Origin of the sequence: Streptomyces sp. NPDC020884, from assembly GCF_044333935.1 — a bacterium.
Taxonomy (GTDB): domain Bacteria; phylum Actinomycetota; class Actinomycetes; order Streptomycetales; family Streptomycetaceae; genus Streptomyces.
The window spans coordinates 1034227-1060323 of sequence record NZ_JBIRRY010000001.1; the positions used below are offsets into that span (position 1 = coordinate 1034227).

Here is a 26097-nt window from a genome sequence, read left to right on the forward strand (position 1 = left end):
ATGTCATAGCGGGCGGTGTTCGACGGTTTCACATTCGAATAGAGGGGAACGCGCGATATCGTCCCGCAGTTTTACGCAAGGCAATCGACCGGTCTAAGGTGCCTTAGATGTTCCAAGCTCCGAGCGTATTTCAGAGGGCCCCGCTCCCCCCGGCGACCCGGGAGTCGGAGCCCAGACACGAGCAGCCGCTCACCACCGCCACCGCACCCCGGCCCACCCCCGAGCCCGGTGCGCCCGGCGCCGCCGCTCCGGCGCCCGCGGCGGCGAAGAAGCGCGATCCCTACTTCGACAATGTGAAGTACCTGGCCATCGTCCTCGTCGCGGTGGCACACGCCTGGGAACCCGTGATGGACGGCAGCCGCGCCGCTCGGGCGCTGTACATGATCGTGTACATGTTCCACATGCCGGCCTTCATCCTGATCTCCGGCTATTTCTCCCGGTCGTTCGACATGACACCGCCCAAGGTGAAGCGGCTGATCACCTCGGTCGCGGTGCCGTACGTGCTGTTCGAAACGGCCTATTCGCTGTTCAAGCGGTACGCGGACGACTCGCCCGACATGTCGATCAGCCTGATCGACCCGTTCTTCCTGACCTGGTTCCTGATCGCCCTGTTCATCTGGCGGGTGACCACGCCGATCTGGCGCACGCTCCGCCACCCGCTGCCGGTGGCCCTCGCCATCGCCATGCTCGCCTCCGTCTCCCCCGACATCGGCGACGACCTCGACCTCCAGCGGGTGCTGCAGTTCCTGCCGTTCTTCGTGCTGGGCCTGCTGATGAAGCCGGAGCACTTCCAGCTGGTCAGGCGGCGTGAGGTGCGGCTGCTGTCCCTGCCGCTGTTCGCGGGCGCCCTGCTCTTCGCGTACTGGATCGCCCCGCACATGCAGCTCGGCTGGCTCTACCGTGCCAACAGCGCCCAGGAGATGGACGCCCCGTGGTGGTCGGGTGCGGTGATGACGCTCGCGATGTTCGGCTGCGCCCTGGCGCTGACGATCGGCTTCCTGGCCTGGGTGCCCGGCAGGGCCCGGTGGTTCACGGCACTCGGCGCCGGAACGATCTGCGGCTATCTGCTGCACGGCTTCCTGATCAAGGGAGCCGAGTACGCGGGCCTGTTCGACCGCTACCCCTGGCTCTCCGACCCGGCCGGGCTGGTCGTCGTCTCGGTCGTGGCGGCGGTGGCCGTGACGCTCATGTGCACCCCCCTGGTCGGCCGCGCCCTGAAGTGGGCCACCGAGCCGGACATGAAGTGGGCGTTCCGGAAGGACCCCGCCGGACGCTGAGCCCCGGCGGGCCGGCCGTTCGCGGGTCGCCCGCCGCTCTCTCCCCGCCGTTCTCCCTGATCCACCCGCCGGCCCGGCCGCGGGTGGATCAGTGCGTCTCCGGGTTGGCCTGATCCTTTCGGTCCGAGGGTGATTCGCCACCGACCAGCCCCAACAGGCCTCGTACCTGCGCATACTTCGCCGTCAGCCGGGTACGCGTCGCCGCGTCCAGGACGGCGAGGCGGGCGGGGTCCGCATTGTGGGCGAGGTCCGCCTCCTTGACGAGCAGCGCGCCCGGGGTGGCCAGGATCCGCGCGGCGTACGAGGAGAGCTCCTCGCCCGGCCGTTTGGTCACCGCCAGGACCATGTCCTTCACCTCCTGCGGCAGGGCCGCCGCCGCCAGCCACTCCGCCGGGAGCGCGGCGTCCTCGACCGCGTCGTGCAGCCAGGCCGCCGCGATCTGTCCGTCGTCGCCGCCGCGCACCCGTACGCCTTCGGCCACCGCCGCCAGGTGTTCCACGTACGGACGGCCCGCTTTGTCGGTCTGCCGCGCATGGGCCTCGCGGGCGATGGCCTCCACCTCGGAGACGCTCAGATCGTGTCCAGTCATGGGCCGACCCTAGGCCCGCGGCCGGGGCCGCATCGGGGGCCGCAGCCGAACTCGCTCCGCCCGTGGGGCTGTTGACGCGGCACTTCCCGGACGCTCATTGCGGAATTAATCGACAAAAGCTGACAATCTGACGGAGTCATAGTTGCAGCGTCAATCGTTCGGTAAACTAATTACTGATGGTTTCTTGATACCCCCTTGACCCACTCTTGACCGACCCCGAAGGATCAGGCTCATCGGACACGCAGACACCCTCCTCGCCATGGGCGGCGCCTTCCTGGCCGCTGCCGTCCTCGCCCGCCTCGGCGGCCGTATCGGGCTGCCGACGATCCCCCTGTTCATCCTGGCCGGAATCCTGCTCGGCCCGCACACCCCCGGATACACCCTCCTTTCGAACCCGCACGACCTGGAGATGCTCTCCGCGCTGGGACTCGTCCTCCTGCTCTTCTACTTGGGGCTCGAGTTCCACATGGACGACCTCAAGACGGGTGGCCGGAAGATGGCCATCGCGGGAGGGACCTATCTCCTCCTGAACGTCGGCGCCGGGCTCGGCTTCGGCTTCGCGCTGGGCTGGGGCACCTCGGAGGCGCTGGTCCTCGCCGGTGTCCTCGGCATCTCCTCGTCCGCGATCGTCACCAAGATCCTGGTGGACCTCGGGCGCATCGGGAATCCGGAGACCCGGCCGATCCTCGGCATCATCGTCGTCGAGGACGTCTTCCTCGCCCTCTACCTCGCCGCGCTCCAGCCGATCCTGTCCGGTGCGGACAGCCTCTCGGCGGCGCTGATCGACGGCGGCAAGGCCTTCGGTTTCCTGCTGCTGCTCGCCCTGGCGGCACGGTTCGGCACGAAGATCATCGGCAAGCTCATGAACACCAAGGACGACGAGCTGCTGGTCATCTCCTTCCTCGGCATGGCCGTCTTCGTCGCCGGCGTCTCCGAGATGTTCGGCGTCGCCGACGCGATCGGCGCCTTCATGGTCGGCCTGATGCTCGGCTCCACCTCGTCCGGCGACCGCATCCTCAAGCTGGTCCACCCGCTGCGGGACGCGTTCGGCGCCATCTTCTTCTTCGCCTTCGGCCTCTCCATCGACCCGGGCGACCTGCCGAGCGTGCTGTGGCCGGTGCTGGCCGCCGTGGCGCTGACGCTCGCCATGAACATCGCGGCCGGTCTCGCCGCGGCGAAGGTGTACTCCTTCGGCGCGCAGGCCACCGCCAACATCGCCACGACGCTCGTCGCCCGCGGTGAGTTCGCGCTCATCCTGGCCACCATGGCCGCCGGCGCCGGACTGGACGAGCGGCTCTCCCCGTTCATCGCCGGCTATGTCCTCCTCCTCGCCGTCCTCGCGCCGCTGGCCGCCGGACGCTCGCACTGGCTGGCCCGCATCCTGCCGGGCGGCCGCAAGAAGGACGGCAACCAGGACCAGGAGCAGATCCCGGTCTCGGTCTGAGCGACAGCGAAAGCGGCGGCAAAAGCGACTGCTGGAGCGACGGCGGAAGCGATGGCGGAAGCGAAGAGGCGCCCGATACCCGGTCTCCGGGCGGCGGGCGCCTCTCCGCTGGATGGTCCTGCCGTGTCGCCGGTATCCGCGGTGTCCCCGGTATCCGGCTGTCCGTGCCGGAGGCCGCTCAGGCCCGGCGGGAGAGCAGCAGCAGGGCCCGGTCGTCGTTGACGTCCTTGGCGCAGGCCTCGATCAGATGCCAGGCCGCGCCCTCGAAGCCGGTGGAGACATAGCGGTCGGCCTCGCCCGTCAGCCGGTCGATGCCCTCGGCGATGTCCCGGTCGGAGGCCTCCACCAGCCCGTCGGTGAACAGCATCAGTACGTCGCCGGGTGCGAGCGATCCCTTCACCGCGTCGAACTCGGCCCCGTCGTAGACGCCGAGCAGCGGCCCCTCCCCCGCCTTCTCCTCCCACTGCCCGCTGCCCGCGTGCAGTTGGAGGGCGGGCGGATGACCTGCGGAGTAGATCTCGTAGTCGCCCGACTCCAGGTCCAGCACCAGATGGATGGAGGTGGCGAAGCCCTCGTCCCAGTCCTGGCGCAGCAGATAGCCGTTGGCGGCGGGCAGGAAGGCGTGCGGGGGCAGCGAGCCGAGCAGCCCGCCGAAGGCGCCGGACAGCAGCAGCGCCCGGGAGCCCGCGTCCATGCCCTTGCCGGAGACGTCGGTGAGGACGGCTTCCAGGGTGCGGCCCCCATGGGTGCGGGCCGCGACGACGAAGTCACCGGAGAACGACTGGCCGCCGGCCGGGCGCAGGGCCATCTCGCGGTGCCAGCCCTGGGGCAGCCGGGGCAGCGAACTCTGGACCCGGATGCGTTCGCGCAGGTCGAAGAGCATCGTGCCGCCGCGCCGCCAGGGCACGCCGACCCGGGCCCGGAACTGGGCGAGGACCAGCCCGAAGAACCCGCAGGCGGCGACCACGAGCACGGTGCCGGGGGTGACCCGGGCGGGGCCGTCCGCGTACGGGCCGAGGGTGAGCGCCTCCACGATCAGGGCGGCGGCGGCCGTCGCGTACAGGCCCAGCAGGCTGGCGGGGCGCAGCAGCAGTCCGCCCGCGACGATGGGCAGGGCGAGGGCGGCCGGATCGATCCAGACCGGGCTGACGACGGTGGCGAAGGCGATGGCCGGGATCGTCACCAGCAGACCGGCCAGGGCGATCCAGTCGGAGCCGTCGCCGCGGAAGTAGTCGACCCCGGATTTGCGCAGGCCGATGCGGGCCCGGTGCACGGTTCTGCGCCACCGGGCCCAGAAGTCGTCTACTCCTCCGCTACGGGCCACTGCCGGGACCTTATCCACCCGGACGCCTCCGGTGCAGGGGGACCCCGGTGACAATGCGCTCGAAATGGGGGCGTCCGCACGGCGGGAACCGATTTCGCGTGGCATATGACACGCCTTCACGGGGCGGGGACGGTACGCGGGCCCTCCGAGGGTCCTCAGCCGCCGGACGGGCCCGGGGGCTGGCACCGGGGGCACCAGAAGAGGTTGCGGGAGACCAGGTCCGCGGTGCGGATCTCCGTACGGCAGATGTGGCAGGGCAGGTTCGCGCGGCGGTAGACGTAGACCTCGCCGCCGTGGTCGTCCTTGCGGGGCGGGCGGCCCATGGCCTCGGGGAGGTGTTCGGGGCGGACGGTGTCGATCCGGTTGTTCACCACCCCCTCGCGCATCAGCTCCGCCAGGTCCGCCCAGATCGCGTCCCACGCGGCGCGGGTGAGGTCCCTGCCCGTGCGGTACGGGTCGATGCCGTGGCGGAAGAGGACCTCGGCGCGGTAGACGTTCCCGACGCCCGCGATGACCTTCTGGTCCATGAGGAGGGCGGCGATGGTGGTCCGGCTGCGGGAGATCCGCTGCCAGGCGCGCTCCCCGTCGTCGTCGCCGCGCAGCGGGTCCGGGCCCAGGCGCTCGTGTATCGCGCGCTTCTCGGGCTCGGTGATCAGGGCGCAGGTGGTGGGCCCGCGCAGGTCGGCGTGGTGGCCGGCGTTGACCAGCCGGAGGCGGACCGTGTCGGTGGGCGGCGGGGGCGGGGCGGCGCCGAAGCCGAGCTTGCCGAAGAGGCCGAGGTGGATGTGGACCCAGCCGGTGTCGCCGAAGCCGAGGAAGAGGTGTTTGCCGTGGGCGTCGGTGGCGGTCAGGGTCCGCCCGTCGAGCAGGGCCGCGCTGTCGGAGAACTTGCCCTGCGGGCTGCTCACCCGCACCGGTGCGCCCGCGAACCGTTCGGCGTGGTCGTCGGCGAGGCGGCGGACGGTGTGTCCCTCGGGCACGGTGTGACTCCTGTGGCAGGGCGGGCGGTGACATGGCCGTGCCGCCGGGTCCGGGACCCGGCGGCACGGTGAGGTGTGGGGCGCCGCGGACCCGGTCGGGATCCGGCGGACGCGCCCGGCGGGTCGGCCCTCAGCCCTGCTGCGGGTGGTGGGCGGGGACGGGGGGAAGCTCGCCGGTGTTCTCGTACGCCGAGAGCATCTCGATGCGGCGCGTGTGGCGCTCCTCGTTCGAGTACGGCGTGGAGAGGAAGATCTCGACGAACTTCGTCGACTCCTCGGTCGTGTGCATCCGGCCGCCGATCGCGACGACGTTGGCGTCGTTGTGCTCACGGCCGAGGGCGGCGGTCTGCTCGCTCCAGGCCAGTGCGGCGCGGACGCCCTTGACCTTGTTGGCGGCGATCTGCTCGCCGTTGCCGGAGCCGCCGATCACGATGCCGAGGCTGTCCGGGTCGGCGGCCGTCTTCTCGGCGGCGCGCAGGCAGAACGGCGGGTAGTCGTCCTGGGCGTCGTAGATGTGGGGGCCGCAGTCGACGGCCTCGTGGCCGTGGGCCCCGAGCCACTCGACGAGGTGGTTCTTGAGTTCGTAGCCGGCATGGTCGGATCCGAGGTACACGCGCATGGTGCGAAGTGTGGCACGAACATCGCCGGGCGGCGTCCAGCGGGGTCGCACGCCCCCGTTCCGATGATTCACAGGCCCACACCCGCTTCTGTGTGGCGAACGCCACTCGGGCAACGATCGGGCAAACGATTCGAAAGAGGGGGTTCCCCTTCTGCCTTGTATCGGGCTTGAATGCGTGGCCTTGTCTTCGCACCACCCCCACGGCGGAGCAGGGCACACCCTCAGGCAAGAAAACGTAAGGATTCCCCCCATGACGTCGCAGACGACGCTGGCGAAGCCGGGCCAGGAGCCCGGTGAGCCGGACCGGCCCGACTCGTCGGGCGGGCTTCAGGCAGGTCTGAAGAACCGCCACCTCTCCATGATCGCGATCGGTGGTGTGATCGGCGCCGGGCTCTTCGTCGGCTCCAGTGCGGGCATCGCGGCCGCGGGCCCGGCGATCCTGCTGTCGTACGCGATGGTCGGCCTGATGGTCGTCCTCGTGATGCGGATGCTCGGCGAGATGGCCGCCGCCCGGCCGAGCTCCGGCTCCTTCTCCGCCTATGCCGACCAGGCGCTGGGCCGTTGGGCCGGTTTCTCCATCGGCTGGCTCTACTGGTTCTTCTGGGTCGTGGTGCTCGCGGTCGAGGCCACGGCCGGTGCCAAGATCCTGGAGAGCTGGATCCCGGGTGTGCCCCAGTGGGCCTGGGCGCTGATCGTGATGGTCGTGCTGACCGCCACCAACCTGGTGTCGGTGGGCAGTTACGGCGAGTTCGAGTTCTGGTTCGCCGGGATCAAGGTCGTGGCGATCGGCGCGTTCGTGGTCGTCGGCTTCCTCGCGGTCTTCGGGTTCCTGCCCGGTTCGGACAACCCGGGGTCGGGTCTGGCGCATCTGACGGACAGCGGCGGGTTCTTCCCCGAGGGGCCCGGCGCGATCCTGACCGGTGTGCTGATGGTCGTCTTCTCGTTCATGGGCAGTGAGATCGTGACGCTGGCCGCCGGCGAGTCGTCGGACCCGCAGCGGGCCGTCTCCAAGGCCACCAACAGCGTGATCTGGCGGATCGCCGTCTTCTACCTCGGCTCGATCTTCGTCGTGCTGACGCTGCTGCCGTGGAACGACCCGTCGATCGTCGAGAAGGGCAGCTATGTGGCCGCTCTCGAGTCGATCGGGATCCCGCACTCCGGCCAGGTCATGGACTTCATCGTGCTGACGGCGGTGCTGTCCTGTCTCAACTCCGGTCTGTACACCGCCTCCCGGATGGCGTTCTCGCTCGGCGAGCGGGGGGACGCGCCGAAGGCCTTCGCCAAGGTCAACCGGCGCGGGGTGCCGCAGGCGGCGATTCTGTCCTCGGTGGTCTTCGGCTTCGTGGCGGTGTTCTTCAACTACCAGTGGCCCGACACGGTGTTCCAGTTCCTGCTGAACTCCTCCGGTGCGGTCGCGCTCTTCGTGTGGCTGGTCATCTGCTTCACCCAGCTGCGGATGCGCGGGATCATCCTGCGTGAGACCCCCGGCAAGCTGGTCGTACGGATGTGGCTCTTCCCGTACCTCACCTGGGCGACGATCGCGATGATCTCCTTCGTCCTGGTCTACATGCTGACCGACGACACCGCCCGCGAGCAGGTCGTGCTGTCGTTGCTGGTCGCGGCCCTGGTGGTGGGCATCGCGCTGTTCCGGGAGATGCGCGGCCGCAGGGCCGCCGCCCGGTGACACCGATGATTCGCGGGCGCACCGCACCCGCGTGATCCATACCTGACGGAGGCTGTCAGGTATCCCGGGGAGGCTCTCCCTCGCACCGCCGACCAGCGCGAGCGAAGGAGAGCCTCCCCCATGTCGTCCCCGCCCCGTGGATCCGCACCCGCCACCTTCCAGACCGGCTTCACGGTCCGGCCCGACCGGCTGGTCGAGGCCGCCACCCCCGACGACGTACGGGAGGCCGTGGCGTACGCCGCCGCGCGCGGGCTCCCCGTCGCCGCGCACGCCACCGGGCACGGGCTGCCCGGAGCGGTCGAGGGCGGCGTCCTCGTCGTCACCCGCGCCCTGGACTCCGTCGCCGTCGACCCGGTCGCCCGCACCGCCCGGATCGGCGCGGGCGCGACCTGGGGGGCGGTGACCGCCGCCGCGATCCCGCACGGGCTGGCCCCGCTCAACGGCTCGTCGCCCTCGGTGGGCGCGGTCTCGTACACGCTGGGCGGCGGGCTGGGCATCCTGGCCCGGGAGTTCGGGTACGCCGCCGACCGGGTCCGGGCGCTGGAGGTGGTGACCGCCGACGGCACGCTGCGCCGGGTCACGCCGGAGCGCGAGCCGGAGCTCTTCTGGGGGCTGCGCGGCGGCGGGCACCGGCTGGGGGTGGTGACCGCACTGGAGATCGGACTGGTGGCGGTGGACCGGCTGTACGGGGGGTCGATCGCCTTCGGCGGGGAACGGGCTGCCGAGGTGGCGGGCCGCTATCGGGAGTGGATCCGGACCGTGCCCGACTCCCTGACCTCCTCGCTGGCCGCGGTGCCCTACCCCGATCTGCCGCAGCTGCCCGCGGAGTTGCGCGGGCGGTACGTCGTCTCCGTGCGGGTCGCCTTCACGGGGGACGCGGCCGAGGGCGAGCGGCTGGTGGCCCCGTTGCGGGCCATCGGTCCCGCGCTCGCGGACTCGCTGCGGGAGATGCCGTACGCCGAGAGCCCCACCATCCACAGCGACCCTCCGGTGCCGCACGCGTACTACGGGGAGGGGCTGATGCTCGAGGGGCTGGACGCGGGGCGGGCCGCCCGGGTGCTGGAGCTGACCGGCCCCGGAGCGCCGCTGATGACCGTGGTGCAGCTCAACCATCTGGGCGGGGCGCTGGCCGTGCGGCCGGACGTGGCGAGCGCGACGCCCTACCGGGACGCGGGTTTCCTGCTGCGGCTGCTCTCCCCGCTGGGCGGTACGGACGTGGCCTCGGCGCGCTCGCTGTACGGGGAGGTGTCCGGGGCGCTGGGGCCGCTGGTTCAGGGGCGGGCGCTGAACTTCTCCTTCGGCGGCGGGGACCGTACCGCCGGTTTCCACGAGCCGGAGACGGCGAAGAGGCTCGCCGGTCTGGTCTCCCAGTACGATCCGGCGGGCCTCTTCGGCGGCCCCTACGAGGCCTGAGTTCCGACCGGGGGTCAGCCGCGGCGGCCGAGGACCTTCCAGGCGGCGGGCAGCGCGCCCATGGCCAGCGCCGCCTTGAGGGCGTCGCCGATCAGGAAGGGGGTGAGGCCGGCCGCGACGGCGGCGCTCAGCGACATGCCGGTGGACAGCGCGAGGTAGGGCACGCCGATGGCGTAGATGATCGCGGAGCCCAGAACCATCGTGCCCGCGGTGCGCAGCACCGAGCGGTCGCCGCCGCGCCGGGCGAGGGCGCCGACGACGGTGGCGGCGAGCAGCATGCCGAAGACATAGCCCAGGGACGGCATCGCCCAGCCCGAGGAGGCCTCGGCGAACCAGGGCATGCCGGCCATGCCGACGAGCGCGTACAGCGCGAGCGAGAGGAACCCGCGGCGGGCGCCGAGCGCGGTGCCGATGAGGAGCGCGGCGAAGGTCTGGCCGGTGACCGGGACCGGGGAGCCGGGGATCGGGACGGCGATCTGGGCCGCGATGCCGGTCAGGGCCGCGCCGCCGAGGACGAGGGCCGCGTCCACGGCGTAGCGGTGCCGGGCCACGGGCAGCAGGTCGGCGAGGACCGCTCCGGAGCGGACGGGGGCGGCAGCAGTGCTCATCGGGACTCCGCGGGTGAGGGCAGGTGGGCCGGGACGGCCCCCGCCGGGCAGGGTGGGGTCGGACTCCCGCCGACGTTAGCCCACGGGTTAACGCTCGATCACCATCAGCCGCCCACAAAGCGGCGGTTGATGGCTTGGTGGGATTCGTACAAAGGCTGCGGCGCAATCGCGTTCCCGCGTGACGCTCGTCACGGAGGTGAGGGCGGTCCCGGTGCATTTTGGCGGGCCGGGCGACGATCGGCGAGACTGTAGCTTCCCCATAAACGATCAGCTCGCTCTGATCGACCGTAAGACATCCGTTGATCCGAGAGTGACCCCCTCCCCCATGCACGAGGCCCCTCCCCCCGCTCCTTCGTCTTCTCCTCCGCCTTCCCCTGGCTCTCCCTCCTCCCCTTCCCCTTCCATCGTTCCGGCCGAGCCGCTCTCGCACGGGCTCAAGCAGCGCCATCTGACGATGCTGGGGCTCGGCGGGGTGATCGGGGCCGGGCTGTTCGTCGGGTCGGGTGCGGGGATCGCGGTGGCGGGGCCCGCGATCGTCGTCTCGTATCTGATCGCGGGGGCCCTCGCGATGCTGGTGATGCGGATGCTCGGGGAGATGTCCTCCGCGATGCCCGCCTCCGGTTCGTTCTCCGTGCACGCCGAGCGGGCGCTCGGGCGGTGGGCCGGGTTCAGCGTCGGCTGGCTCTACTGGTTCCTGCTGGTGGTGGTCCTCGCCGTGGAGGCGACGGCGGCCGCGCAGATCGCCCACGGCTGGGTGCCGGGCATCGAACCCTGGGCATGGGTGCTGCTGTTCATGGTGGTCTTCACGACGGCGAACCTGACGGCGGTGAAGAACTTCGGCGAGTTCGAGTTCTGGTTCGCCTCCTTGAAGGTCGGCGCGATCGTGGTCTTCCTGGTGCTCGGGCTGCTGGCGGTCTTCGGGTGGCTCCCGGACACCGACCCGGTCGGGATGGCCAATCTGACGGGCCGGGGCGGCTTCCTGCCGAACGGCTGGAGCGGGGTCGTCTCCGGCGTGCTGACCGTGGTCTTCGCCTTCGGCGGTCTCGAGGTCGTCACCATCGCCGCCGCCGAGACGGACGATCCGGTGCGGGCGGTGGGGCGGGCGGTGCGCAGCGCGGTGGTGCGCATCCTCTTCTTCTACGTCGGCTCGATGCTGGTGATCGTGACCGTGCTGCCGTGGACCGCGCAGCAGGCCGGGCTGAGCCCGTATGTGAAGGTGCTGGACGCGATCGGGGTGCCGTCGGCCGGGCAGATCATGAACATCGTGGTGTTCGTGGCACTGCTCTCCGCGCTCAACGCCAATCTGTACGGCTCCTCCCGCATGATCTTCTCGCTGGCGGAGCGCGGGGAGGCCCCGCGCGGGTTGTTGAAGGTCTCCGGCAGGGGCGGGGCGGAAGGCGGTGTGCCGCGGCGTGCGGTGCTGGCCTCGGTGGCCTTCGGCTTCGTCTCCGTGGGGCTCAACCTGCTGTGGCCGGACACGGTGTTCCTCTACATGCTCAACTCGGTCGGCGCGGTGCTGCTGTTCGTCTGGGCGCTGATCGCGGCTTCCCAACTGCGGCTGCGCGCCCGGCTGGAGCAGGAGGCCCCCGAGGCGCTCACGCTGCGGATGTGGTGGTTCCCGTATCTGACCTGGGTGACGCTGGCCGGGCTGTTGGGGGTGCTGCTGCTGATGTTGACCGACGACACGGCACGGCCGCAGGTGCTGTGGTCGGCCGGCGCCACGGCGCTGGTGCTGCTGGTGGCGGTGGCGCGTCAGCGGCGCGAGCGCGCGGACGCCACCGGCCGGTAGGCGGGTGTGCACTTTGCGTGAGCCCGGCGACCGGATAGCGGACACCCGTTCCGTCTGAGCGGTACGGATGCCCAGACTGTGGGTTCGCCCCCCCCGTCTCGGCTACCGAACAGAGCTCGTCCATGCCTCGGACCTCCGCGTCTCCCCCCACCGCTGACTCCGCAGCCCCCGCCGGAGCCTCGGCGGATTCCGCGCTCACCCACGGTCTCAAACAGCGGCACCTCTCGATGATCGCCCTCGGCGGGGTGATCGGCGCCGGGCTGTTCGTCGGCTCGGGCGCCGGGATCGCCGCGGCGGGACCCTCGATCATCGTCGCGTACGCCATATCCGGGCTGCTCGTCATGATGGTGATGCGCATGCTCGGCGAGATGTCGGCCGCCAACCCGGCGTCCGGCTCCTTCTCCGTGCACGCCGAGCGGGCGATCGGCCCGTGGGCCGGGTTCACCGCGGGCTGGTCCTTCTGGTTCCTTCTCTGCGTCGCCGTGGGCCTGGAGGGCATCGGGGCCGCGCAGATCGTCGGCGGCTGGCTGCCGGGGACACCGGAGTGGGCCTGGGTCGCCCTGTTCATGGTGGTCTTCCTGGGGACGAACCTGGCCGCCGTGAAGAACTTCGGCGAGTTCGAGTTCTGGTTCGCCGCGCTCAAGGTCATCGCGATCACGCTGTTCCTGGTGCTCGGCCTGCTGGCGATCCTCGGCGTGCTGCCCGACACGGACGCGCCCGGCCTGTCCAACCTCTCCGGGGACGGCGGCTTCCTCCCCAAGGGCATGGACGGCTTCATCATCGGCCTCCTCGCCTCCGTCTTCGCGTACGGCGGTCTGGAGACCGTCACCATCGCGGCGGCCGAGTCCGAGAACCCGGTGCAGGGCGTCGCGAAGGCGGTCCGTACGGCGATGTGGCGCATCGCGGTCTTCTACATCGGCTCGATGGCGGTCATCGTCACGCTGGTCCCCTGGGACAACCCGAAGGTCGCCGAGGTCGGCCCGTTCTACGCGATGCTCGACCACCTGGGCATCGGGAGCGCCGCGCAGATCATGAACGTGGTGATCCTCATCGCCCTGCTCTCCGCGATGAACGCCAACATCTACGGCGCTTCGCGCATGGCCCGGTCGCTCGTCGCCCGGGGGCAGGGCCCGGCCGCGCTCGGGAAGATCTCCTCCGGGGTGCCGCGCAACGCCGTGCTGTTCTCCTCGGTCTTCGGATTCCTGTGCGTGCTGCTCAGCTACTGGCGGCCGGACGACGTCTTCCCCTGGCTGCTGAACATGATCGGCGCGGTGATCCTGGTGGTGTGGATCTTCATCGCGGTCTCCCAGCTGATCCTGCGCGGCCGCACCGAGCGGGAGGCGCCGGAGACGCTGGTCGTGCGGATGTGGCTGTTCCCGGTCCTCACGATCGTCGCGCTGGCGGCCATGGCGGGCATCTTCCTGCTGATGCTGCGCCAGCCGGACACCCGTGACCAGCTGCTGGCCACGGGAGCGCTGACGGTGGTGCTGATCGGCGTCGGTGTCGTACGTCAGCGGCGGCGGGGCGGCGACGGCGCGGCCGGGATCCCGGCGCAGCGGCGGTAGTCCTCGCTCCCCGCCGCAGGACTCGTCTCCCCAGCCGCAGGACACGATTGCACCGCCGTGCAGGACTCGTTTCCCCGCCGCAGGACTCGTTTCTACAGCCGCAGGACACGGCAGGGTCGGGTGGCGTACCCCGGGCCGTCACCCGCCCTCGCTTCCGTGGTGGATCCACCCACCGAGGAGCCGTCATGTCCGTTGCGCCCAGGCGTCGTTCGATCCTCCTGGCCACCGCCACCGTCACCGCGGCGGCCACCGCCCCGGCCGTCGCCGCCCCCTCCGCCGGGCACCGGCCCCACCGCCCCTCGGGCCCCCTGGTCATCGGGCATCGCGGGGCGGCGGGCTGGCGGCCCGAGCACACCGCCGACGCATACGCCTACGCCGTACGGGCCGGGGCCGACTGGATAGAGCCGGACCTCGTGCCGACGAAGGACCACGTCCTGGTCGTGCGGCACGAGAACGAGATCGGCGGGACGACGGACGTCGCCGCCCACCCGGAGTTCGCCGCCCGCCGCACCACGAAGACGGTCGACGGCAAGGCGGTGACCGGCTGGTTCACCGAGGACTTCACCCTGCGGGAGCTGCGGACGCTGCGGACGGTGGAACGGCTTCCGCTGGTCCGCGACCGCAACACGGTCTTCGACGGGCGGGGCCGGGTGATGACGTTCCAGGAGGTCGTGGACCTGGCCCGGCGGCTGTCGCGGGAGTCGGGCCGGCGGATCGCGGTGTTCCCGGAGACCAAGCACCCCACGTACTTCCGGTCGATCGGGCTGCCGCTGGAGGAAGAGCTCATCCGGGTGATCCGCCGGAACCGGCTGACGGCCAGGGACTGCGTCGTCCAGTCCTTCGAACCGTCCAGCCTGCGCCGGGTGGCCGCCGCGCGCCTCGGGCTCCCGCTGTGGCAGGCGCTGGGAACGAGCGGTGGCCCCTACGGGCACGGGCTCGCCTACCGGGACATGATGAGCCCGGCCGGGCTGCGCGAGATCGCCTCGTACGCGCAGTGGATCGGCCCGGACAAGTCCTCGCTCGTCGCGCCGGGCACGCTGCTGGCGGACGCCCACGCGGCGGGCCTGAAGGTCGGCGCGTACACCTTCCGGGCGGAGAACCAGTACCTCCCGGCCGCGTACCGCCGGGGCGGTGCGCCCAACGACTTCGGCGACGCGTTCGCCGAGTACGCCTTCCACTACGGGCAGGGCGTGGACGCCGTGGTGACGGACTTCCCGGACATCGCCGTGCAGGCCAGGGACGAGCTGAGGCCCTAGCGCCGGGGGCGGGCCGCCGGACGGCCCCGGGTGGGCCGTCCGGCCACGCGGGGCGGGACGGATGTGGAAGCGTTCCGGCGACAGCGCTTCCTCCGCCCCGGAAGGGACCACGCCATGACCGCCCCGCACGCCTTCCCCCTGGAGCCCACCCCGATCCATGTGGCCGACCAGGCTCTCGACGACCTGCGCGCCCGTCTCGCACTGACCCGGCCGCCCCTGGACGAGGGGAACGAGGACGGGTCCTACGGCGTTCCGGACAGCTGTCTGCGGGAGCTGATCGCCTACTGGCGGGACGGCTACGACTGGCGCGCGGCCGAGGCCGCCATCAACGCCCACGAGCAGTACCGGGTGAGCGTCGACGGCGTCCCGGTGCACTTCATGCGCAAGCCGGGACGCGGCCCCCACCCGATCCCGCTGATCCTCACCCACGGCTGGCCGTGGACGTTCTGGCACTGGTCGAAGGTGATCGACCGACTCGCCGACCCGGCCGCGTCCGGCGGCGATCCCGCCGACGCGTTCGACGTCATCGTGCCGTCCCTGCCGGGCTTCGGGTTCCCCGGCCCGCTCACCGGGTTTCCGGACGTCAACTTCTGGAAGGTCGCCGATCTCTGGCACACCCTGATGACCGAGACCCTGGGATACGAGAAGTACGCCGCCGGGGGCTGCGACATCGGCGGGCTCGTCTCCAGCCAGCTCGGCCACAAGTACGCCGACGAGCTGTACGGCATCCACATCGGCTCCGGGCTGCCGCTCGACTTCTTCACCGGCCCCCGCGCCTGGGACTTCGCCCGGAACCGGCCCCTCACCGACGACCAGCCGGCCGACGTCCGCGCCCGCATCGTCGAGCAGGACCGGCGCTGGGCGCCGCACCTCGCCGCGCACATGCTCGACGGGGCGACCCTGGCCCACGGGCTGAGCGACTCCCCGGCCGGGCTGCTCGCCTGGCTGCTGGAACGCTGGAACGCCTGGAGCGACAACGGCGGCGACCTCGCCTCCGTCTTCAGCAGGGACGAGTTGCTCACCCACGCAACGATCTACTGGGTGAACAACTCCATCGCCACGTCGATGCGTTACTACGCCAACGCCAACCGCTACCCGTGGGCCCCCGCCCACGACCGCACCCCGGTCGTGGAGGCCCCGGTCGGCCTCACCTTCGTCACGTACGAGAACCCGCCCGGCATCCACACCGCCGACGAGCGCGTCCGGGCGTTCGAGAGCGGCCCGCAGGCGGGCTGGTTCCACCACGTCAACGTCAACGCCCATGACCGGGGCGGCCACTTCATCCCGTGGGAGAACCCGGACGCCTGGGTGGGCGACCTGCGCCGCACCTTCCGCGGCCGCAGGCCCTGAACCACGGTTGCCGGGACCGCCCTCAGCCGACGTCCCCGGCGCCGCCCTCCACCGGGGCCGCGCCGGGGCGCTCCCCGCCGGGCCGGACGGGCCCGGCCGCCGCGCGGATGCTCGCGCGCGCGGCGTCGGCGACCGCGCGGGGCGTGATGCCGAACTCCTCGTACAGGCGCTCGTAGGGGGCGGACGCGCCGAAGTGCTCCAGGCTCACCATGCGGCCCGCGTCCCCCACGACGTCCCGCCAGCCCTGGGCGACGGCCGCCTCGACACTGACCCTGGCCCGGACCTCGGGCGGCAGGACCGTGTCCTGGTAGGCGTACGGCTGCTCGGCGAACCACTCGCGGCAGGGCAGGGAGACCACGCGCGCGTCGTGCCCATCGGCGGCCAGCAACTCCCGTGCCTCCAGGGCGATGTGGATCTCCGACCCGGTGCCGATGAGGATGACGTCCGGGGTGCCGTCACGGCTGTCGGCGAGTACGTAACCGCCCCGGGCGGCCCCCTCGGCGGAGGCGTAGGCGCCCTCCCCCCGCTCCAGGACGGGCAGCGGCTGCCGGGTCAGGGCGAGACCGGCGGGCCGGTCGTGGTGCTCCAGGACGGTGCGCCAGCACACGGCCGTCTCGTTCGCGTCGGCGGGCCGTACGACGTCGAGGCCGGGGATCGCGCGGAGGGCGGCCAGTTGCTCGACGGGCTGGTGGGTGGGGCCGTCCTCGCCCAGGCCGATGGAGTCATGGGTCCAGACGTAGGTGACCGGCAGCTTCATCAGGGCGGCGAGGCGGACGGCCGGGCGCATGTAGTCGCTGAAGATCAGGAACGTACCGCCGTAGGGGCGAGTGAGGCTCTGCAGGGCGATGCCGTTGAGGATCGCGCCCATGGCGTGCTCGCGGATGCCGAAGTGGAGCGTGCGGCCGTAGGGGTCGCCGGGGAACTCGCCGGTCTGCTTGGCCGCCGGCACGAAGGACGGCTCGCCCTCCATGGTGGTGTTGTTGCTCCCCGCGAGGTCGGCCGAGCCGCCCCACAGCTCGGGCAGCACGGGCGCCAGCGCGGTCAGCACGTCGCCGGAGGCCTTGCGGGTGGCGATGCCCTTGGGGTCGGCGTCGAAGACGGGGAGGCTGTCGGTCCAGCCCTCGGGGAACTTCTGCTCCCGCAGCCGGTCGAGGAGTTCGGCGCGCGCGGGGTGGGCGGAGCGCCACTCCCGATAGCCGGGCTCCCAGGCGCGGTGGGCCTCGGCCCCGCGCTCGACGACCGCGCGGGCGTGCTCCAGTACGTCGTCCTCGACGGTGAAGTCGGCGTCCGGGTCGAAGCCGAGCAGCCTCTTGGTGGCGGCGACCTCGTCGTCGCCGAGCGCGGAGCCGTGGGCCTTGCCGGTGTTCTGTTTGGTGGGCGCGGGCCAGCCGATGATCGTGCGCAGCACGATCAGGGAGGGGCGGCCGCGCTCGCTCTTCGCGGCCTCGACCGCGGCGAGCAGCGCGTCGACGTCCTCGACGTAGTCGCCGGTGCGGGTGAAGTCGACCGTCTGCACGTGCCAGTCGTACGCGGCGTAGCGGGCGGCGACGTCCTCGCTGAAGGAGATGTCGGTGTCGTCCTCGATGGAGATGTGGTTGGAGTCGTAGAAGACGACCAGGTTGCCGAGCTCCTGGTGTCCGGCCAGCGAACTGGCCTCGGACGTCACGCCCTCCATCAGGTCGCCGTCGGAGGCGACGACGTACACGTGGTGGTCGAAGGGGCTGGTGCCGGCCGGCGCGTCGGGGTCGAGGAGGCCGCGCTCGCGCCGGGCCGCCATGGCCATGCCGACGGCGGAGGCGAGTCCCTGTCCGAGCGGCCCGGTGGTGACCTCGACGCCCCGGGTGTGGCGGTACTCGGGGTGGCCGGGGGTGGCGGAACCCCAGGTGCGCAGCGCCTCCAGATCCGCCAGCTCCAGGCCGTACCCGCTCAGGTACAGCTGGATGTAGAGGGTGAGGCTGGAGTGCCCGCAGGACAGCACGAAGCGGTCCCGGCCGAGCCACTGGTCGTCGGCCGGGTCGTGCCGCATCACCTGCTGGAACAGCAGATACGCCAGCGGGGCCAGGCTCATCGCGGTGCCCGGGTGGCCGTGGCCCGCCTTCTGCACGGCGTCGGCCGCCAGCAGCCGCACGGTGTCGACGGCGCGGACGTCCAGCGGCCCCCAGCCCGCCGCGTCCGCGAGGGGCGGGGCCAGTCGCGGGTCGCGACCGGCGTTCGGGCCGTTCGGCGTTTCGGGGGGTGCCATCAAGTCCTCCTGGTCAGCGGGGCGGGCGGGCAACAGGCGGCGTGGCCGTGGTCCCGGTCCGGGCCGCCCGGCTGGTTGGCCGGGTCCCCCGGAACGACGGGACCAAACACACAACGGCGTACGCAGCACGGAATAAGGAGCAAATCACCTTTGCCGGTCAAACGGGAGGAAGAGCGGTAAATGGGAAGGGCAGCGCCGTAAGTCCTAGGCCGAAGGGCTGATCACTTCGGAACACTCCTGCTGTTAGCCTTCACCTGCATATAGGTTGCAATAACAACTGGACGGCATTCCCAGCAGTCGGAGGGCTCGCATCATGGCCACGTACACGCTCCCGGAACTCCCGTACGACTACGCGGCGCTCGAACCGGTCATCAATCCGCAGATCGTCGAGCTGCACCACGACAAGCACCACGCCGCGTACGTCAAGGGTGCGAACGACACCCTGGAGCAGCTGGAAGAGGCCCGCGACAAGGAGGCCTGGGGGGCGATCAACGGCCTCCAGAAGAACCTCGCGTTCCACCTCTCCGGCCACATCCTGCACTCGATCTACTGGCACAACATGACCGGCGACGGCGGCGGCGAGCCCCTCGCGGCGGACGGCGTGGGCGACCTCGCCGACGCGATCACCGAGTCCTTCGGCTCCTACGCGGGCTTCAAGTCCCAGCTGACGAAAGCTTCCGCCACCACCCAGGGTTCCGGCTGGGGCGTGCTCGCGTACGAGCCCGTGAGCGGCAAGCTGATCGTCGAGCAGGTCTACGACCACCAGGGCAACGTCGGCCAGGGCTCGGTCCCGATCCTGGTCTTCGACGCCTGGGAGCACGCCTTCTACCTTCAGTACAAGAACCAGAAGGTGGACTTCATCGAGGCGATGTGGCGGGTCGTCAACTGGCAGGACGTGGCGAAGCGTTACGCCGCCGCCAAGGAGCGCGCGGACGTTCTGCTGCTCGCCCCCTGACCGGCGCCGGCACACCACTGACGTCCTGCCTCGTGATCGTCTTCTCAACCTTCACCACGGCAGGCGGATGAAAGAAGAGCCCCCGCGAGGACATGACTCGCGGGGGCTCTTCCATGGCGCCTATTTAGCTATTTAGCTCATGTGCTAAACATGCGCCATGGAATCACCCGCCGACGAAGAGGCGAGCGCGTTTCGCGCGCTCGCCGATCCCACCCGCCGTCAGATCCTGGAGGACCTGCGGGGCGGCGAGCTGGCCGCCGGGGAGATCGCGAGCCGGTTCTCGATCAGCGCCCCGTCCATCTCGCGCCATCTGGGCGTGCTCAAGGGGGCCGGCCTCGTCACCGAGCGCCGCGACGCCAACCGCATCCTCTACTCACTCGCCGAGGAGCGGCTCGCCATGTGCGTCGGGCGCTTCCTCAGCGCCGTGTGCCCCGAGCAGATCGTGCTCCGCAACACCAAGTGGCGCTCCGCGCCGGAAGGCGACGCCTCATGATCCGGCCCCGGCTCTCCAGCGTCATCGAACGCCGCCTCCTGGTGAACTACCGGGTCGACCCGTACGTCGCGGAGGCCCTGCTGCCCGCACCGCTGCGGCCCCAACTGGTGCGCGGTCAGGCGGTGGCCGGGATCTGCCTGCTCCGGATCGGCGGCGTCCGCCCCGGCTGGGCCCCGGCGGCGACCGGGCTGACCAGCGAGAACGCGGCGCACCGGATCTCCGTGGAGTGGGACGGCCCGGACGGCGTCGAGCGCGGCGTCTACATCCCACGCCGCGACACCGCCTCCCGCCTCAACGCCTTCGCGGGCGGCCGGATCTACCCCGGCGAGCACGGCCGCGCGGACTTCACGGTGCGGGAGGACGCCGACAGCACCCGGGTGGCCTTCACGACCCGGGACGGCGAGGTGGAGGTGGACGCCACGGTGGAGCCGGCCGAGGAACTGCACGGCAGCGAGCTGTTCACGGACCTGGCGGAGGCGTCAGAGTTCTTCCGCGTAGGCAGCCGGGGCCTCTCCCCCAACACCGGCGGCACCCACCTGGACGTCCTCGAACTGTCCACGGACGCCTGGAAGGTGACGGCGGGCCGACCCCGTACCGTACGCTCCTCGTTCTTCGAGGACCTGGACCGTTTCCCGCCGGGCAGCGCGGTGCTGGACAGCGCGCTGGTGATGCGGGGCGTGGCGGCGGACTGGTCGCAGGGGGAGCCGTTCCGGCTGGCCCGTGCGGAAAAATATCCGCGGTCCATCAACCCCGGATGCCACGATGACCTTCGCACGCCCACCCCGTGACTCCGCCCCGTGACCCCGCCCCATGACCCCACCCCGTAGCCCCGCCCCCCTCACTTCCTCCCCTTACCCACTCCCCGGAAGCGACCTCCATGAGTTCTGCCCCCGCCCCCGTCCCGGCGGACCCCACCGTCCTGCACCCGATGCCCGGCCAGCCGCGTGTGGTGCAGCTGAAGCCCCTGGTCACCTCGCCGCTGGTGGAGGTCGGCGACTACTCGTACTACGACGATCCCGAGCACGCCACGGAGTTCGAGACCCGCAACGTGCTCTACCACTACGGCCCGGAGCGCCTGGTGATCGGCAGGTTCTGCGCGCTGGGGACGGGGGTGCGGTTCATCATGAACGGCTCCAACCACCGCATGGACGGCCCGTCCACCTTCCCGTTCCCGACCCTGGGCGGCTCCTGGTCCGACCACTTCGACCTGCTGACGGGGCTGCCCAACCGGGGCGACACGGTGATCGGCAACGATGTCTGGATCGGCTACGAGGCGGTGATCATGCCGGGCGTCCGCATCGGCCACGGCGCGATCATCAGCTCGCGCTCGGTGGTCGTCTCGGACGTCCCGGACTACGGCATCGTCGGCGGCAACCCGGCCCGCCTGATCCGTACCCGGTACGAGGAGGCGGACATCGCGCGGCTGCTGGCGGTGGCCTGGTGGGACTGGCCGGCGGACCACCTGACACGGCACATTCGTACGGTGATGTCGGGCACGGTGGCGGAGCTGGAGGCGGCGGCGCCGGACACGCCCTGAGGTGCACAGGTCACCGGCCGGATCGGCGCGTGAGCGTCAGGAGCCCATGGCGGCCCGGTCGGACTCGCTGCGCAGAACGCAGAATTCGTTGCCTTCGGGATCAGCGAGGATGGCCCAGCCGGAGCCATCGGGATTCCGGTGATCGGCGACAAGGGTGGCACCGAGACCCAGCAGCCGGTCCACCTCCAGATCGCGCGAGGTGTCGGGGCGCAGACACAGATGGATCCGGTTCTTGATCGTCTTGGCCTCGGGCACCTGGTTGAAGTGCAGCACCGGCCCCTCCGCCAGCATCACCTGAGTCTCCTGAGCACCCGGCCCGTCCTCCGGATGCAGCGGACGACCTGTCACACCGCTCCAGAACCGGGCCAGCTCATAGGCATCGGCACAGTCGATCGCCACGTTCTGCACTACTGAGATCATGCGCGCGAGCCTTCCCGATCTGGCCGCCCACCGCCACCGGTTTGCCCTCCGTCTCCGCTCCGGGAGGTCGGCTGAGCATGATCCCCGGTGCCCGGCGGCACACGCACCGGGCTGTTCCCGTCAGCCGCCGAAGGTGCCCGCCTTCACGCCGTCGATGAACGCGGCCCAGTGGCCGGGGCCATAGAACTGGAGCCCGGCGGCCGGATCCTTGCTGTCGCGGACGGCCCGGCCGCCGTCGGCGGTGTGGGCGACCTCTACGCACTCCTGCTGCCCGCCCTGGGAAGCGCTGGACTTCTTGAACTCCGTGACGATTTTCTGGCTGTTCATGTCGGCTCTTTCTCAGACTCGGGAAGGCTGGCGAGGCACTCACGTAGAAACGTGAGGGTCTGTGCGGGCGTCAGGGCAGACGATCGGAGCGCTTCGAAGATCTGGGCGTGCGTGGCCATCTCTTCCAGATCCTCGATGATCACCGTGCTCGTCGTGCCGTCGAAAGCGACCGCGCCGGGCGCCGGTTCGGGCCCGAAGTGATACATCACGAAGTGGGAGGTCATGTGCGCCGCCTGCCACTCCGCAGCCGGCAGGACCTGCACGCTGACGTTCTGGCGCTGCGCCACATTCAGGATATGCACGAGTTGATCACGGTGCGCCTTCGCCGAGGGCATCGGCGCTGTGAGCGCCGGTTCCCATATGACGGCTGCGAACCGGGCCCCGTCCTCCTCGATCTTCTTTCGCCGCACCTGGCGAATCGCCACCATCTCGTCGATGGCCTCAGGTGCGTGGACAGTCAGGCTCGCCGCAAGCAGAGCCCTCAGATAGTCGTCGGTCTGCAACAGCCCCGGAAGGAACAGCGGCTGCCAGGTGCGGATGTACGTGGCGTCGGATTCGAGCGTGATGACATCCGCATACTCCGGTTTCGCAGCCCACTCGTAATCGAGCCACCAGCCACGCCTGTTGGAGTCCCGTGCAAGTTGCTCCAACCGCTCGTAGACAGACTTGTCCTCCACTCCGTAAAGCTCCAGCAACAGGCGCACGTCCCCCGGGCGTGCTGAAACCTGACCGGCCTCGATCCTGCTGATCTTCGCCTTGGAACCCACGATGTGCTCCGCGGCGTGCATCTGGTCAAGCTTGGCTGCCTCGCGGTAGCGCCTGAGTTCGGATCCCAACCGCCTACTGCGCACGGTAGGGCGTCCACCTGCGGGCATGTCCCCTCCTCTTACTGTCCGTGACCAGTCTGCACGCCAACAGGCCGCAAGCGCCAGGCGGTTGCGCTCTCAGCAACATGCAACTTCTCGATGTCTTTCGATTGCAGAACACTGACTTCTCGCTCTACCGTGGATTACGTCACACCGAGTGCTGGTTTCAGCACGCCAGGTGATCTTGGTTCCGCCTGCCCACGACCTTGGGGGACGTATGTCCGGGCGCACAGACAGCAAGAGGTTCCGGGTCCGCAAGGACTCCGTCTCCACCGCTCGACGGCACGTCAGAACCGTCCTGGCCGGGTGGAAACTCGGCGAGCTCATCGACGACGCGACGCTGATCACCAGCGAGCTGGCCACCAACGCCATCGCCCACGCCAAAGGCACCGGCGACTACTTCGAGTTGGGGTTACGGCGTCGGAACGGCGTCCTGATCCTGGAGGTCGCCGACTCCTACCAGTGGCGGATGCCGGAGCTCCGCAAGCCCACCGCCGACGAGGAGTCCGGCCGGGGCCTGCTCATCGTCGACGCGCTCGCCGAGCGGTGGGGCGTACGGCCGCGCCACCCCGGCAAGACCGTCTGGGCCCACCTGCCCATCAGGCCGGTCTCGGCCCCCGTCGAACGGGGTTGAAAGCCGTGCGGAGACGGGCAGCCGCCCACTCGTACCCGCCGCCCTCCCCCTTCGCCGAACGGGTCCTCATCGAGGCCGACCCCGCGTACCGGGCCCGGTACTTCCCCGGGCTGGACGCGGCCATCGCTCAGCGGGGCCGCTGGCGCTCGGCCGAGGTGGACGCCCTGGTCCGGCGGTTGAGGTCGCCTCCGTAGAAGCCCTGCGGCAGACCTCGACGGGAGAGCAACCGATCCACGACCAGCACGGAGGTACACGAAGATGAGCACGATGACGTACACGCCCGCACCGTGGGGCACAGGCCGGATGGGACCGTACGAGGACACCGTCACCGCCCCGCGCTTCACCCCCGTACTCGACCCCGGGACGCAGATCGCCCTGGTCGTCGACGAGAACGGCCGCACGGTCGAGATGGGCGGCCACGGCACCAGCACGAGCGGGCTGACGCCGACCCACACCACCCCGGGGGACGGCGCGGCACCGGGCGAAGCGACCGACTCCGACAGCACCGAGTCCTACGACCAGGACCAGTCCGCTTGATGGACGACCGAAGCGGGTCGGTGCTGGTGCTGACCAACCTCCACGACGTGACCACGGACATCGTCCTGCGCGTCCTCGCCGCGCGACACGTGCCCGTGGTTCGCCTCGACCCCGGCACCGACCTGCTCGCAGGGGCCTCGTTGTCCGCCACGTACGGCACAGGCGGCCAGCGGGGCATCCTGCGCACTCCGAGCCGGAACCTCGATCTCACCCGGGTACGGTCCGTCTGGGTCCGCAGGCCGTCGCCGTACGACGGGCCCTCGGGGCTGGACGAACACGACCGCCGGTTCGCCACGGAGCAGTCCTTCTGGGGAACCGGGGGCATCCTCGCGTCTCTCCCCGGCGCGCACTACGTCAATCACCCCTGGAACAACCGTGCGGCCGAGTACAAGCCCGCTCAGCTCGCGGCGGCGCAGCGGTTCGGATTCCTGGTACCCGACACGCTGATCACCCATGTCGCTCGGGAGGCACGGGAGTTCGCCGCTCATCACCGCGGCGGAGTCGTCTACAAGCCCGTGTGGAACACGCCCTATCGCGTGGCCGGGCGACCTCACAGCGTATGGGTGCGCGAGGTGCGTGAGCAGGAGATCACCGATGCCGTGGCGATCTGCCCGCACCTCTTCCAGGCCCGGGTGAACAAGGCGTTCGACGTGCGGGTGACCGTTGTCGGGCCGTGGCTGTCCGGGGTGCGGATCGACAGTCCGGATCTGGACTGGCGGCGCCGGCAGGGCCTCATGCGGTGCGGACCCGTGGATGTGCCCGAAGCGGTCGAGAGGTCCGTCCACGCCTACCTCGCCCACTTCCGTCTGGTGTACGGGGCGTTCGACTTCGCCGTAACCCATGACGGGGCCTGGTACTTCCTCGAATGCAACCCCAACGGGCAGTGGGCGTGGCAACCGCCCGACGTCACCGGCGGCGTCGCCGACGCCCTCGCCGATCAGCTGGAGAAAGGCTTCGAAGCATGAGGACTTCCGCTCACCTGCGCGCCGCCCTCGCGGACGCGCTCACCGAGGACGGTGGACTCACCGACCCGGTATGGCGCGACGCCGTCGAGGCGGTTCCCCGGGAGCTGTTCCTGGGCTCCTACTTCGCGCAGGTTCCCGACAGCGTCCCGACCAGGTACCTGCCCGTTCACCAGGGCGAGGACGGGTGGCTGGAGGGGATCTACACCGACCGGACGCTCATCACCCAGCTCGACGGCCGTGTCCGGCCCGGTGATGTGGCGGACGGCGGTGTCACCGGCGATCCGACCTCGTCATCGACCCTGCCGTCCCTGGTGCTCCGTATGTGGCAGCAGCTCGAAGTGGAAGCCGAGCACCGGGTGTTGGAGGTCGGCACCGGAACCGGATACTCGACCGCCCTCGGTGCGCATCGCCTCGGCGACGGCCGGCTGACCAGCGTCGAGTACGACCCGGTGGTCGGCCGGGCCGCCGCCTCCGCCCTCGATGCAGCCGGGTACGCGCCGCGCCTGGTCATCGGCGACGGTCTGCGGGGAGACCCGGACGCGAGCGCGGGGACGTACGACCGTCTGATCGCCACCTGCTCGGTCCGGTACCTCCCCATGGCCTGGCTGCACCAGGTGAAACCGGGCGGGAAGATCCTGGTCACCCTCTCCGGCTGGAGCTACGCGTCCGGGCTGGCGCTCCTCACCGTGACCGGCCCCGGGACCGCGACGGGGCGGCTCCTGCCCGGGTACACCAGCTTCATGATCGCGCGCCCGCACGACCGGCCGCCCCGGCCGAACCTGGCCCTGCTGCCCGGTGAGGAGCGGCCGAGCCGGATCGACCCGACGGTGGTCGGGACATGGACCGGCAGTTGGGTGGCCCAGCTCGCCGCGCCGGCGGCGGAACGCATGGGGGCGGGGGCGGAGCAGATCCTCTGGGACGTCTCCACCGGTTCGCAGGCGCGGACCGCGCCCGGACCCGATGGCGGGTGGACGGTCGTACAGCGTGGTCCCGTACGTCTGTGGGACCGGGTCGAGACCGCGATCGGGCTCTGGCAGGCGGCGGGCGAGCCGCATCAGGAGGGCTTCGGCATCACGGTGTCGGCTGCCCGGCAGCGGGTGTGGATCGGCGCCGAGGACGGTCCGGGGTGGGACCTGCCGGTGTGAGACCGCGCCCCGCCCCCGCACACCCCCGGATGCCATGGGCGGGGCTTCGTACCGCGCCTGGCATCCGGGGAAGCGAAC

At 70.8% G+C, this 26097-nt stretch carries 26 protein-coding genes; 17 read left to right on the forward strand and 9 right to left on the reverse strand.

Going from position 1 to position 26097, the window contains the following annotated elements; all coding sequences use genetic code 11:
• Positions 1-107: 107 nt before the first annotated feature.
• Entirely contained in the window at positions 108-1277 is a 1170-nt protein-coding gene (locus ACH4UK_RS04775) for an acyltransferase family protein (protein WP_398354522.1), read from the forward strand.
• An 88-nt stretch (positions 1278-1365) separates the two neighbouring features.
• Here the strand turns inward: ACH4UK_RS04775 and ACH4UK_RS04780 are convergent, their stop codons facing one another.
• Complete coding sequence (locus tag ACH4UK_RS04780) at positions 1366-1866, reverse strand: HD domain-containing protein (RefSeq protein WP_398354523.1); 501 nt, start codon at positions 1864-1866, stop codon at positions 1366-1368.
• Positions 1867-2125: 259 nt separating this feature from the next.
• Between ACH4UK_RS04780 and ACH4UK_RS04785 the strand changes: the two genes are divergently transcribed.
• Positions 2126-3310, forward strand: coding sequence for a cation:proton antiporter (locus ACH4UK_RS04785; protein WP_398354524.1), 1185 nt, complete (start codon positions 2126-2128; stop codon positions 3308-3310).
• Between the two features lie 178 nt (positions 3311-3488).
• Here ACH4UK_RS04785 and ACH4UK_RS04790 read toward each other — a convergent pair whose 3' ends face one another.
• From ACH4UK_RS04790 to ACH4UK_RS04800, 3 genes are all read right to left on the reverse strand, one after another.
• Positions 3489-4634: a PP2C family protein-serine/threonine phosphatase gene (locus ACH4UK_RS04790; protein WP_398354525.1), complete on the reverse strand. Its 1146-nt coding sequence runs from the start codon at positions 4632-4634 to the stop codon at positions 3489-3491.
• A gap of 155 nt (positions 4635-4789) precedes the next feature.
• Positions 4790-5614: an Fpg/Nei family DNA glycosylase gene (locus tag ACH4UK_RS04795; protein ID WP_398354526.1), complete on the reverse strand. Its 825-nt coding sequence runs from the start codon at positions 5612-5614 to the stop codon at positions 4790-4792.
• A gap of 130 nt (positions 5615-5744) precedes the next feature.
• Positions 5745-6233 carry a ribose-5-phosphate isomerase gene (locus ACH4UK_RS04800; protein WP_398354527.1) on the reverse strand — a complete coding sequence of 163 codons (489 nt, stop codon included), beginning with the start codon at positions 6231-6233 and terminating at the stop codon, positions 5745-5747.
• Between the two features lie 250 nt (positions 6234-6483).
• Between ACH4UK_RS04800 and ACH4UK_RS04805 the strand changes: the two genes are divergently transcribed.
• Both ACH4UK_RS04805 and ACH4UK_RS04810 read left to right on the forward strand, forming a co-directional pair.
• Positions 6484-7917, forward strand: coding sequence for an amino acid permease (locus ACH4UK_RS04805; RefSeq protein WP_398354528.1), 1434 nt, complete (start codon positions 6484-6486; stop codon positions 7915-7917).
• Between the two features lie 120 nt (positions 7918-8037).
• Positions 8038-9330 carry an FAD-binding oxidoreductase gene (locus ACH4UK_RS04810; protein ID WP_398354529.1) on the forward strand — a complete coding sequence of 431 codons (1293 nt, stop codon included), beginning with the start codon at positions 8038-8040 and terminating at the stop codon, positions 9328-9330.
• Between the two features lie 14 nt (positions 9331-9344).
• On the opposite strand, the gene ACH4UK_RS04815 is transcribed toward ACH4UK_RS04810, so the two are convergent.
• On the reverse strand, positions 9345-9938 hold the full coding sequence (locus ACH4UK_RS04815) for a biotin transporter BioY (protein WP_398354530.1): 594 nt from the start codon (positions 9936-9938) through the stop codon (positions 9345-9347).
• Between the two features lie 325 nt (positions 9939-10263).
• Between ACH4UK_RS04815 and ACH4UK_RS04820 the strand changes: the two genes are divergently transcribed.
• The 4 genes from ACH4UK_RS04820 to ACH4UK_RS04835 all read left to right on the forward strand — a co-directional run bounded on the left by ACH4UK_RS04820 (position 10264) and on the right by ACH4UK_RS04835 (position 15898).
• Positions 10264-11727 carry an amino acid permease gene (locus tag ACH4UK_RS04820; protein ID WP_398354531.1) on the forward strand — a complete coding sequence of 488 codons (1464 nt, stop codon included), beginning with the start codon at positions 10264-10266 and terminating at the stop codon, positions 11725-11727.
• Positions 11728-11849: 122 nt separating this feature from the next.
• Positions 11850-13292: an amino acid permease gene (locus ACH4UK_RS04825; RefSeq protein ID WP_398354532.1), complete on the forward strand. Its 1443-nt coding sequence runs from the start codon at positions 11850-11852 to the stop codon at positions 13290-13292.
• Between the two features lie 185 nt (positions 13293-13477).
• Complete coding sequence (locus ACH4UK_RS04830; protein ID WP_398354533.1) at positions 13478-14548, forward strand: glycerophosphodiester phosphodiesterase family protein; 1071 nt, start codon at positions 13478-13480, stop codon at positions 14546-14548.
• 114 nt (positions 14549-14662) lie between these two features.
• The gene (locus ACH4UK_RS04835; protein ID WP_398354534.1) at positions 14663-15898 is read left to right on the forward strand and encodes an epoxide hydrolase family protein; all 1236 of its coding nucleotides are present in this window, start codon (positions 14663-14665) and stop codon (positions 15896-15898) included.
• 22 nt (positions 15899-15920) lie between these two features.
• Here ACH4UK_RS04835 and tkt read toward each other — a convergent pair whose 3' ends face one another.
• Complete coding sequence (gene tkt, locus ACH4UK_RS04840; protein WP_398354535.1) at positions 15921-18140, reverse strand: transketolase; 2220 nt, start codon at positions 18138-18140, stop codon at positions 15921-15923.
• Positions 18141-18453: 313 nt separating this feature from the next.
• Here tkt and ACH4UK_RS04845 point away from each other — a divergent pair, with 313 nt between their 5' ends.
• The 4 genes from ACH4UK_RS04845 (at position 18454) to ACH4UK_RS04860 (ending at position 21125) form a co-directional block, all read left to right on the forward strand.
• Positions 18454-19095: a superoxide dismutase gene (locus ACH4UK_RS04845; RefSeq protein WP_398354536.1), complete on the forward strand. Its 642-nt coding sequence runs from the start codon at positions 18454-18456 to the stop codon at positions 19093-19095.
• A gap of 157 nt (positions 19096-19252) precedes the next feature.
• Complete coding sequence (locus ACH4UK_RS04850; protein ID WP_030585236.1) at positions 19253-19588, forward strand: metalloregulator ArsR/SmtB family transcription factor; 336 nt, start codon at positions 19253-19255, stop codon at positions 19586-19588.
• Complete coding sequence (locus ACH4UK_RS04855; RefSeq protein ID WP_398354537.1) at positions 19585-20376, forward strand: DUF2071 domain-containing protein; 792 nt, start codon at positions 19585-19587, stop codon at positions 20374-20376. The genes ACH4UK_RS04850 and ACH4UK_RS04855 overlap by 4 nt, the downstream gene beginning before the upstream one ends.
• Before the next feature lie 89 nt (positions 20377-20465).
• The gene (locus tag ACH4UK_RS04860) at positions 20466-21125 is read left to right on the forward strand and encodes a CatB-related O-acetyltransferase (protein WP_398354538.1); all 660 of its coding nucleotides are present in this window, start codon (positions 20466-20468) and stop codon (positions 21123-21125) included.
• Between the two features lie 36 nt (positions 21126-21161).
• Here the strand turns inward: ACH4UK_RS04860 and ACH4UK_RS04865 are convergent, their stop codons facing one another.
• From ACH4UK_RS04865 to ACH4UK_RS04875, 3 genes are all read right to left on the reverse strand, one after another.
• A complete protein-coding gene (locus ACH4UK_RS04865) occupies positions 21162-21545 on the reverse strand; it encodes a VOC family protein (protein ID WP_398354539.1) in 384 nt (127 codons plus the stop codon).
• 120 nt (positions 21546-21665) lie between these two features.
• Positions 21666-21872, reverse strand: a complete 207-nt coding sequence (locus tag ACH4UK_RS04870) for a DUF397 domain-containing protein (RefSeq protein WP_398354540.1) — start codon at positions 21870-21872, stop codon at positions 21666-21668.
• Positions 21869-22747: a helix-turn-helix domain-containing protein gene (locus ACH4UK_RS04875; protein ID WP_398354541.1), complete on the reverse strand. Its 879-nt coding sequence runs from the start codon at positions 22745-22747 to the stop codon at positions 21869-21871. The genes ACH4UK_RS04870 and ACH4UK_RS04875 overlap by 4 nt, the downstream gene beginning before the upstream one ends.
• A gap of 208 nt (positions 22748-22955) precedes the next feature.
• Here ACH4UK_RS04875 and ACH4UK_RS04880 point away from each other — a divergent pair, with 208 nt between their 5' ends.
• From ACH4UK_RS04880 to tgmC, 5 genes are all read left to right on the forward strand, one after another.
• On the forward strand, positions 22956-23372 hold the full coding sequence (locus ACH4UK_RS04880) for an ATP-binding protein (RefSeq protein WP_398354542.1): 417 nt from the start codon (positions 22956-22958) through the stop codon (positions 23370-23372).
• 5 nt (positions 23373-23377) lie between these two features.
• Positions 23378-23566: a hypothetical protein gene (locus ACH4UK_RS04885; protein ID WP_398354543.1), complete on the forward strand. Its 189-nt coding sequence runs from the start codon at positions 23378-23380 to the stop codon at positions 23564-23566.
• A gap of 64 nt (positions 23567-23630) precedes the next feature.
• Positions 23631-23909: a putative ATP-grasp-modified RiPP gene (gene tgmA, locus ACH4UK_RS04890; RefSeq protein ID WP_398354544.1), complete on the forward strand. Its 279-nt coding sequence runs from the start codon at positions 23631-23633 to the stop codon at positions 23907-23909.
• A complete protein-coding gene (gene tgmB, locus ACH4UK_RS04895; RefSeq protein ID WP_398354545.1) occupies positions 23909-24874 on the forward strand; it encodes an ATP-grasp ribosomal peptide maturase in 966 nt (321 codons plus the stop codon). The genes tgmA and tgmB overlap by 1 nt, the downstream gene beginning before the upstream one ends.
• Positions 24871-26019: an ATP-grasp peptide maturase system methyltransferase gene (gene tgmC / locus ACH4UK_RS04900; RefSeq protein WP_398354546.1), complete on the forward strand. Its 1149-nt coding sequence runs from the start codon at positions 24871-24873 to the stop codon at positions 26017-26019. The genes tgmB and tgmC overlap by 4 nt, the downstream gene beginning before the upstream one ends.
• Positions 26020-26097: the final 78 nt, after the last annotated feature.

Excerpts from the sequence above, each read along its gene's own strand:
- ACH4UK_RS04775 (WP_398354522.1), top strand. The coding sequence starts at position 108 with ATGTTCCAAGCTCCGAGCGTATTTCAGAGGGCCCCGCTCCCCCCGGCG.
- ACH4UK_RS04780 (WP_398354523.1), bottom strand. The coding sequence starts at position 1,866 with ATGACTGGACACGATCTGAGCGTCTCCGAGGTGGAGGCCATCGCCCGC.
- ACH4UK_RS04785 (WP_398354524.1), top strand. The coding sequence starts at position 2,126 with ATGGGCGGCGCCTTCCTGGCCGCTGCCGTCCTCGCCCGCCTCGGCGGC.
- ACH4UK_RS04800 (WP_398354527.1), bottom strand. The coding sequence starts at position 6,233 with ATGCGCGTGTACCTCGGATCCGACCATGCCGGCTACGAACTCAAGAAC.
- ACH4UK_RS04805 (WP_398354528.1), top strand. The coding sequence starts at position 6,484 with ATGACGTCGCAGACGACGCTGGCGAAGCCGGGCCAGGAGCCCGGTGAG.
- ACH4UK_RS04810 (WP_398354529.1), top strand. The coding sequence starts at position 8,038 with ATGTCGTCCCCGCCCCGTGGATCCGCACCCGCCACCTTCCAGACCGGC.
- ACH4UK_RS04815 (WP_398354530.1), bottom strand. The coding sequence starts at position 9,938 with ATGAGCACTGCTGCCGCCCCCGTCCGCTCCGGAGCGGTCCTCGCCGAC.
- ACH4UK_RS04820 (WP_398354531.1), top strand. The coding sequence starts at position 10,264 with ATGCACGAGGCCCCTCCCCCCGCTCCTTCGTCTTCTCCTCCGCCTTCC.
- ACH4UK_RS04825 (WP_398354532.1), top strand. The coding sequence starts at position 11,850 with ATGCCTCGGACCTCCGCGTCTCCCCCCACCGCTGACTCCGCAGCCCCC.
- ACH4UK_RS04830 (WP_398354533.1), top strand. The coding sequence starts at position 13,478 with ATGTCCGTTGCGCCCAGGCGTCGTTCGATCCTCCTGGCCACCGCCACC.
- ACH4UK_RS04835 (WP_398354534.1), top strand. The coding sequence starts at position 14,663 with ATGACCGCCCCGCACGCCTTCCCCCTGGAGCCCACCCCGATCCATGTG.
- tkt (WP_398354535.1), bottom strand. The coding sequence starts at position 18,140 with ATGGCACCCCCCGAAACGCCGAACGGCCCGAACGCCGGTCGCGACCCG.
- ACH4UK_RS04845 (WP_398354536.1), top strand. The coding sequence starts at position 18,454 with ATGGCCACGTACACGCTCCCGGAACTCCCGTACGACTACGCGGCGCTC.
- ACH4UK_RS04850 (WP_030585236.1), top strand. The coding sequence starts at position 19,253 with ATGGAATCACCCGCCGACGAAGAGGCGAGCGCGTTTCGCGCGCTCGCC.
- ACH4UK_RS04855 (WP_398354537.1), top strand. The coding sequence starts at position 19,585 with ATGATCCGGCCCCGGCTCTCCAGCGTCATCGAACGCCGCCTCCTGGTG.
- ACH4UK_RS04860 (WP_398354538.1), top strand. The coding sequence starts at position 20,466 with ATGAGTTCTGCCCCCGCCCCCGTCCCGGCGGACCCCACCGTCCTGCAC.
- ACH4UK_RS04865 (WP_398354539.1), bottom strand. The coding sequence starts at position 21,545 with ATGATCTCAGTAGTGCAGAACGTGGCGATCGACTGTGCCGATGCCTAT.
- ACH4UK_RS04870 (WP_398354540.1), bottom strand. The coding sequence starts at position 21,872 with ATGAACAGCCAGAAAATCGTCACGGAGTTCAAGAAGTCCAGCGCTTCC.
- ACH4UK_RS04875 (WP_398354541.1), bottom strand. The coding sequence starts at position 22,747 with ATGCCCGCAGGTGGACGCCCTACCGTGCGCAGTAGGCGGTTGGGATCC.
- ACH4UK_RS04880 (WP_398354542.1), top strand. The coding sequence starts at position 22,956 with ATGTCCGGGCGCACAGACAGCAAGAGGTTCCGGGTCCGCAAGGACTCC.
- tgmA (WP_398354544.1), top strand. The coding sequence starts at position 23,631 with ATGAGCACGATGACGTACACGCCCGCACCGTGGGGCACAGGCCGGATG.
- tgmB (WP_398354545.1), top strand. The coding sequence starts at position 23,909 with ATGGACGACCGAAGCGGGTCGGTGCTGGTGCTGACCAACCTCCACGAC.
- tgmC (WP_398354546.1), top strand. The coding sequence starts at position 24,871 with ATGAGGACTTCCGCTCACCTGCGCGCCGCCCTCGCGGACGCGCTCACC.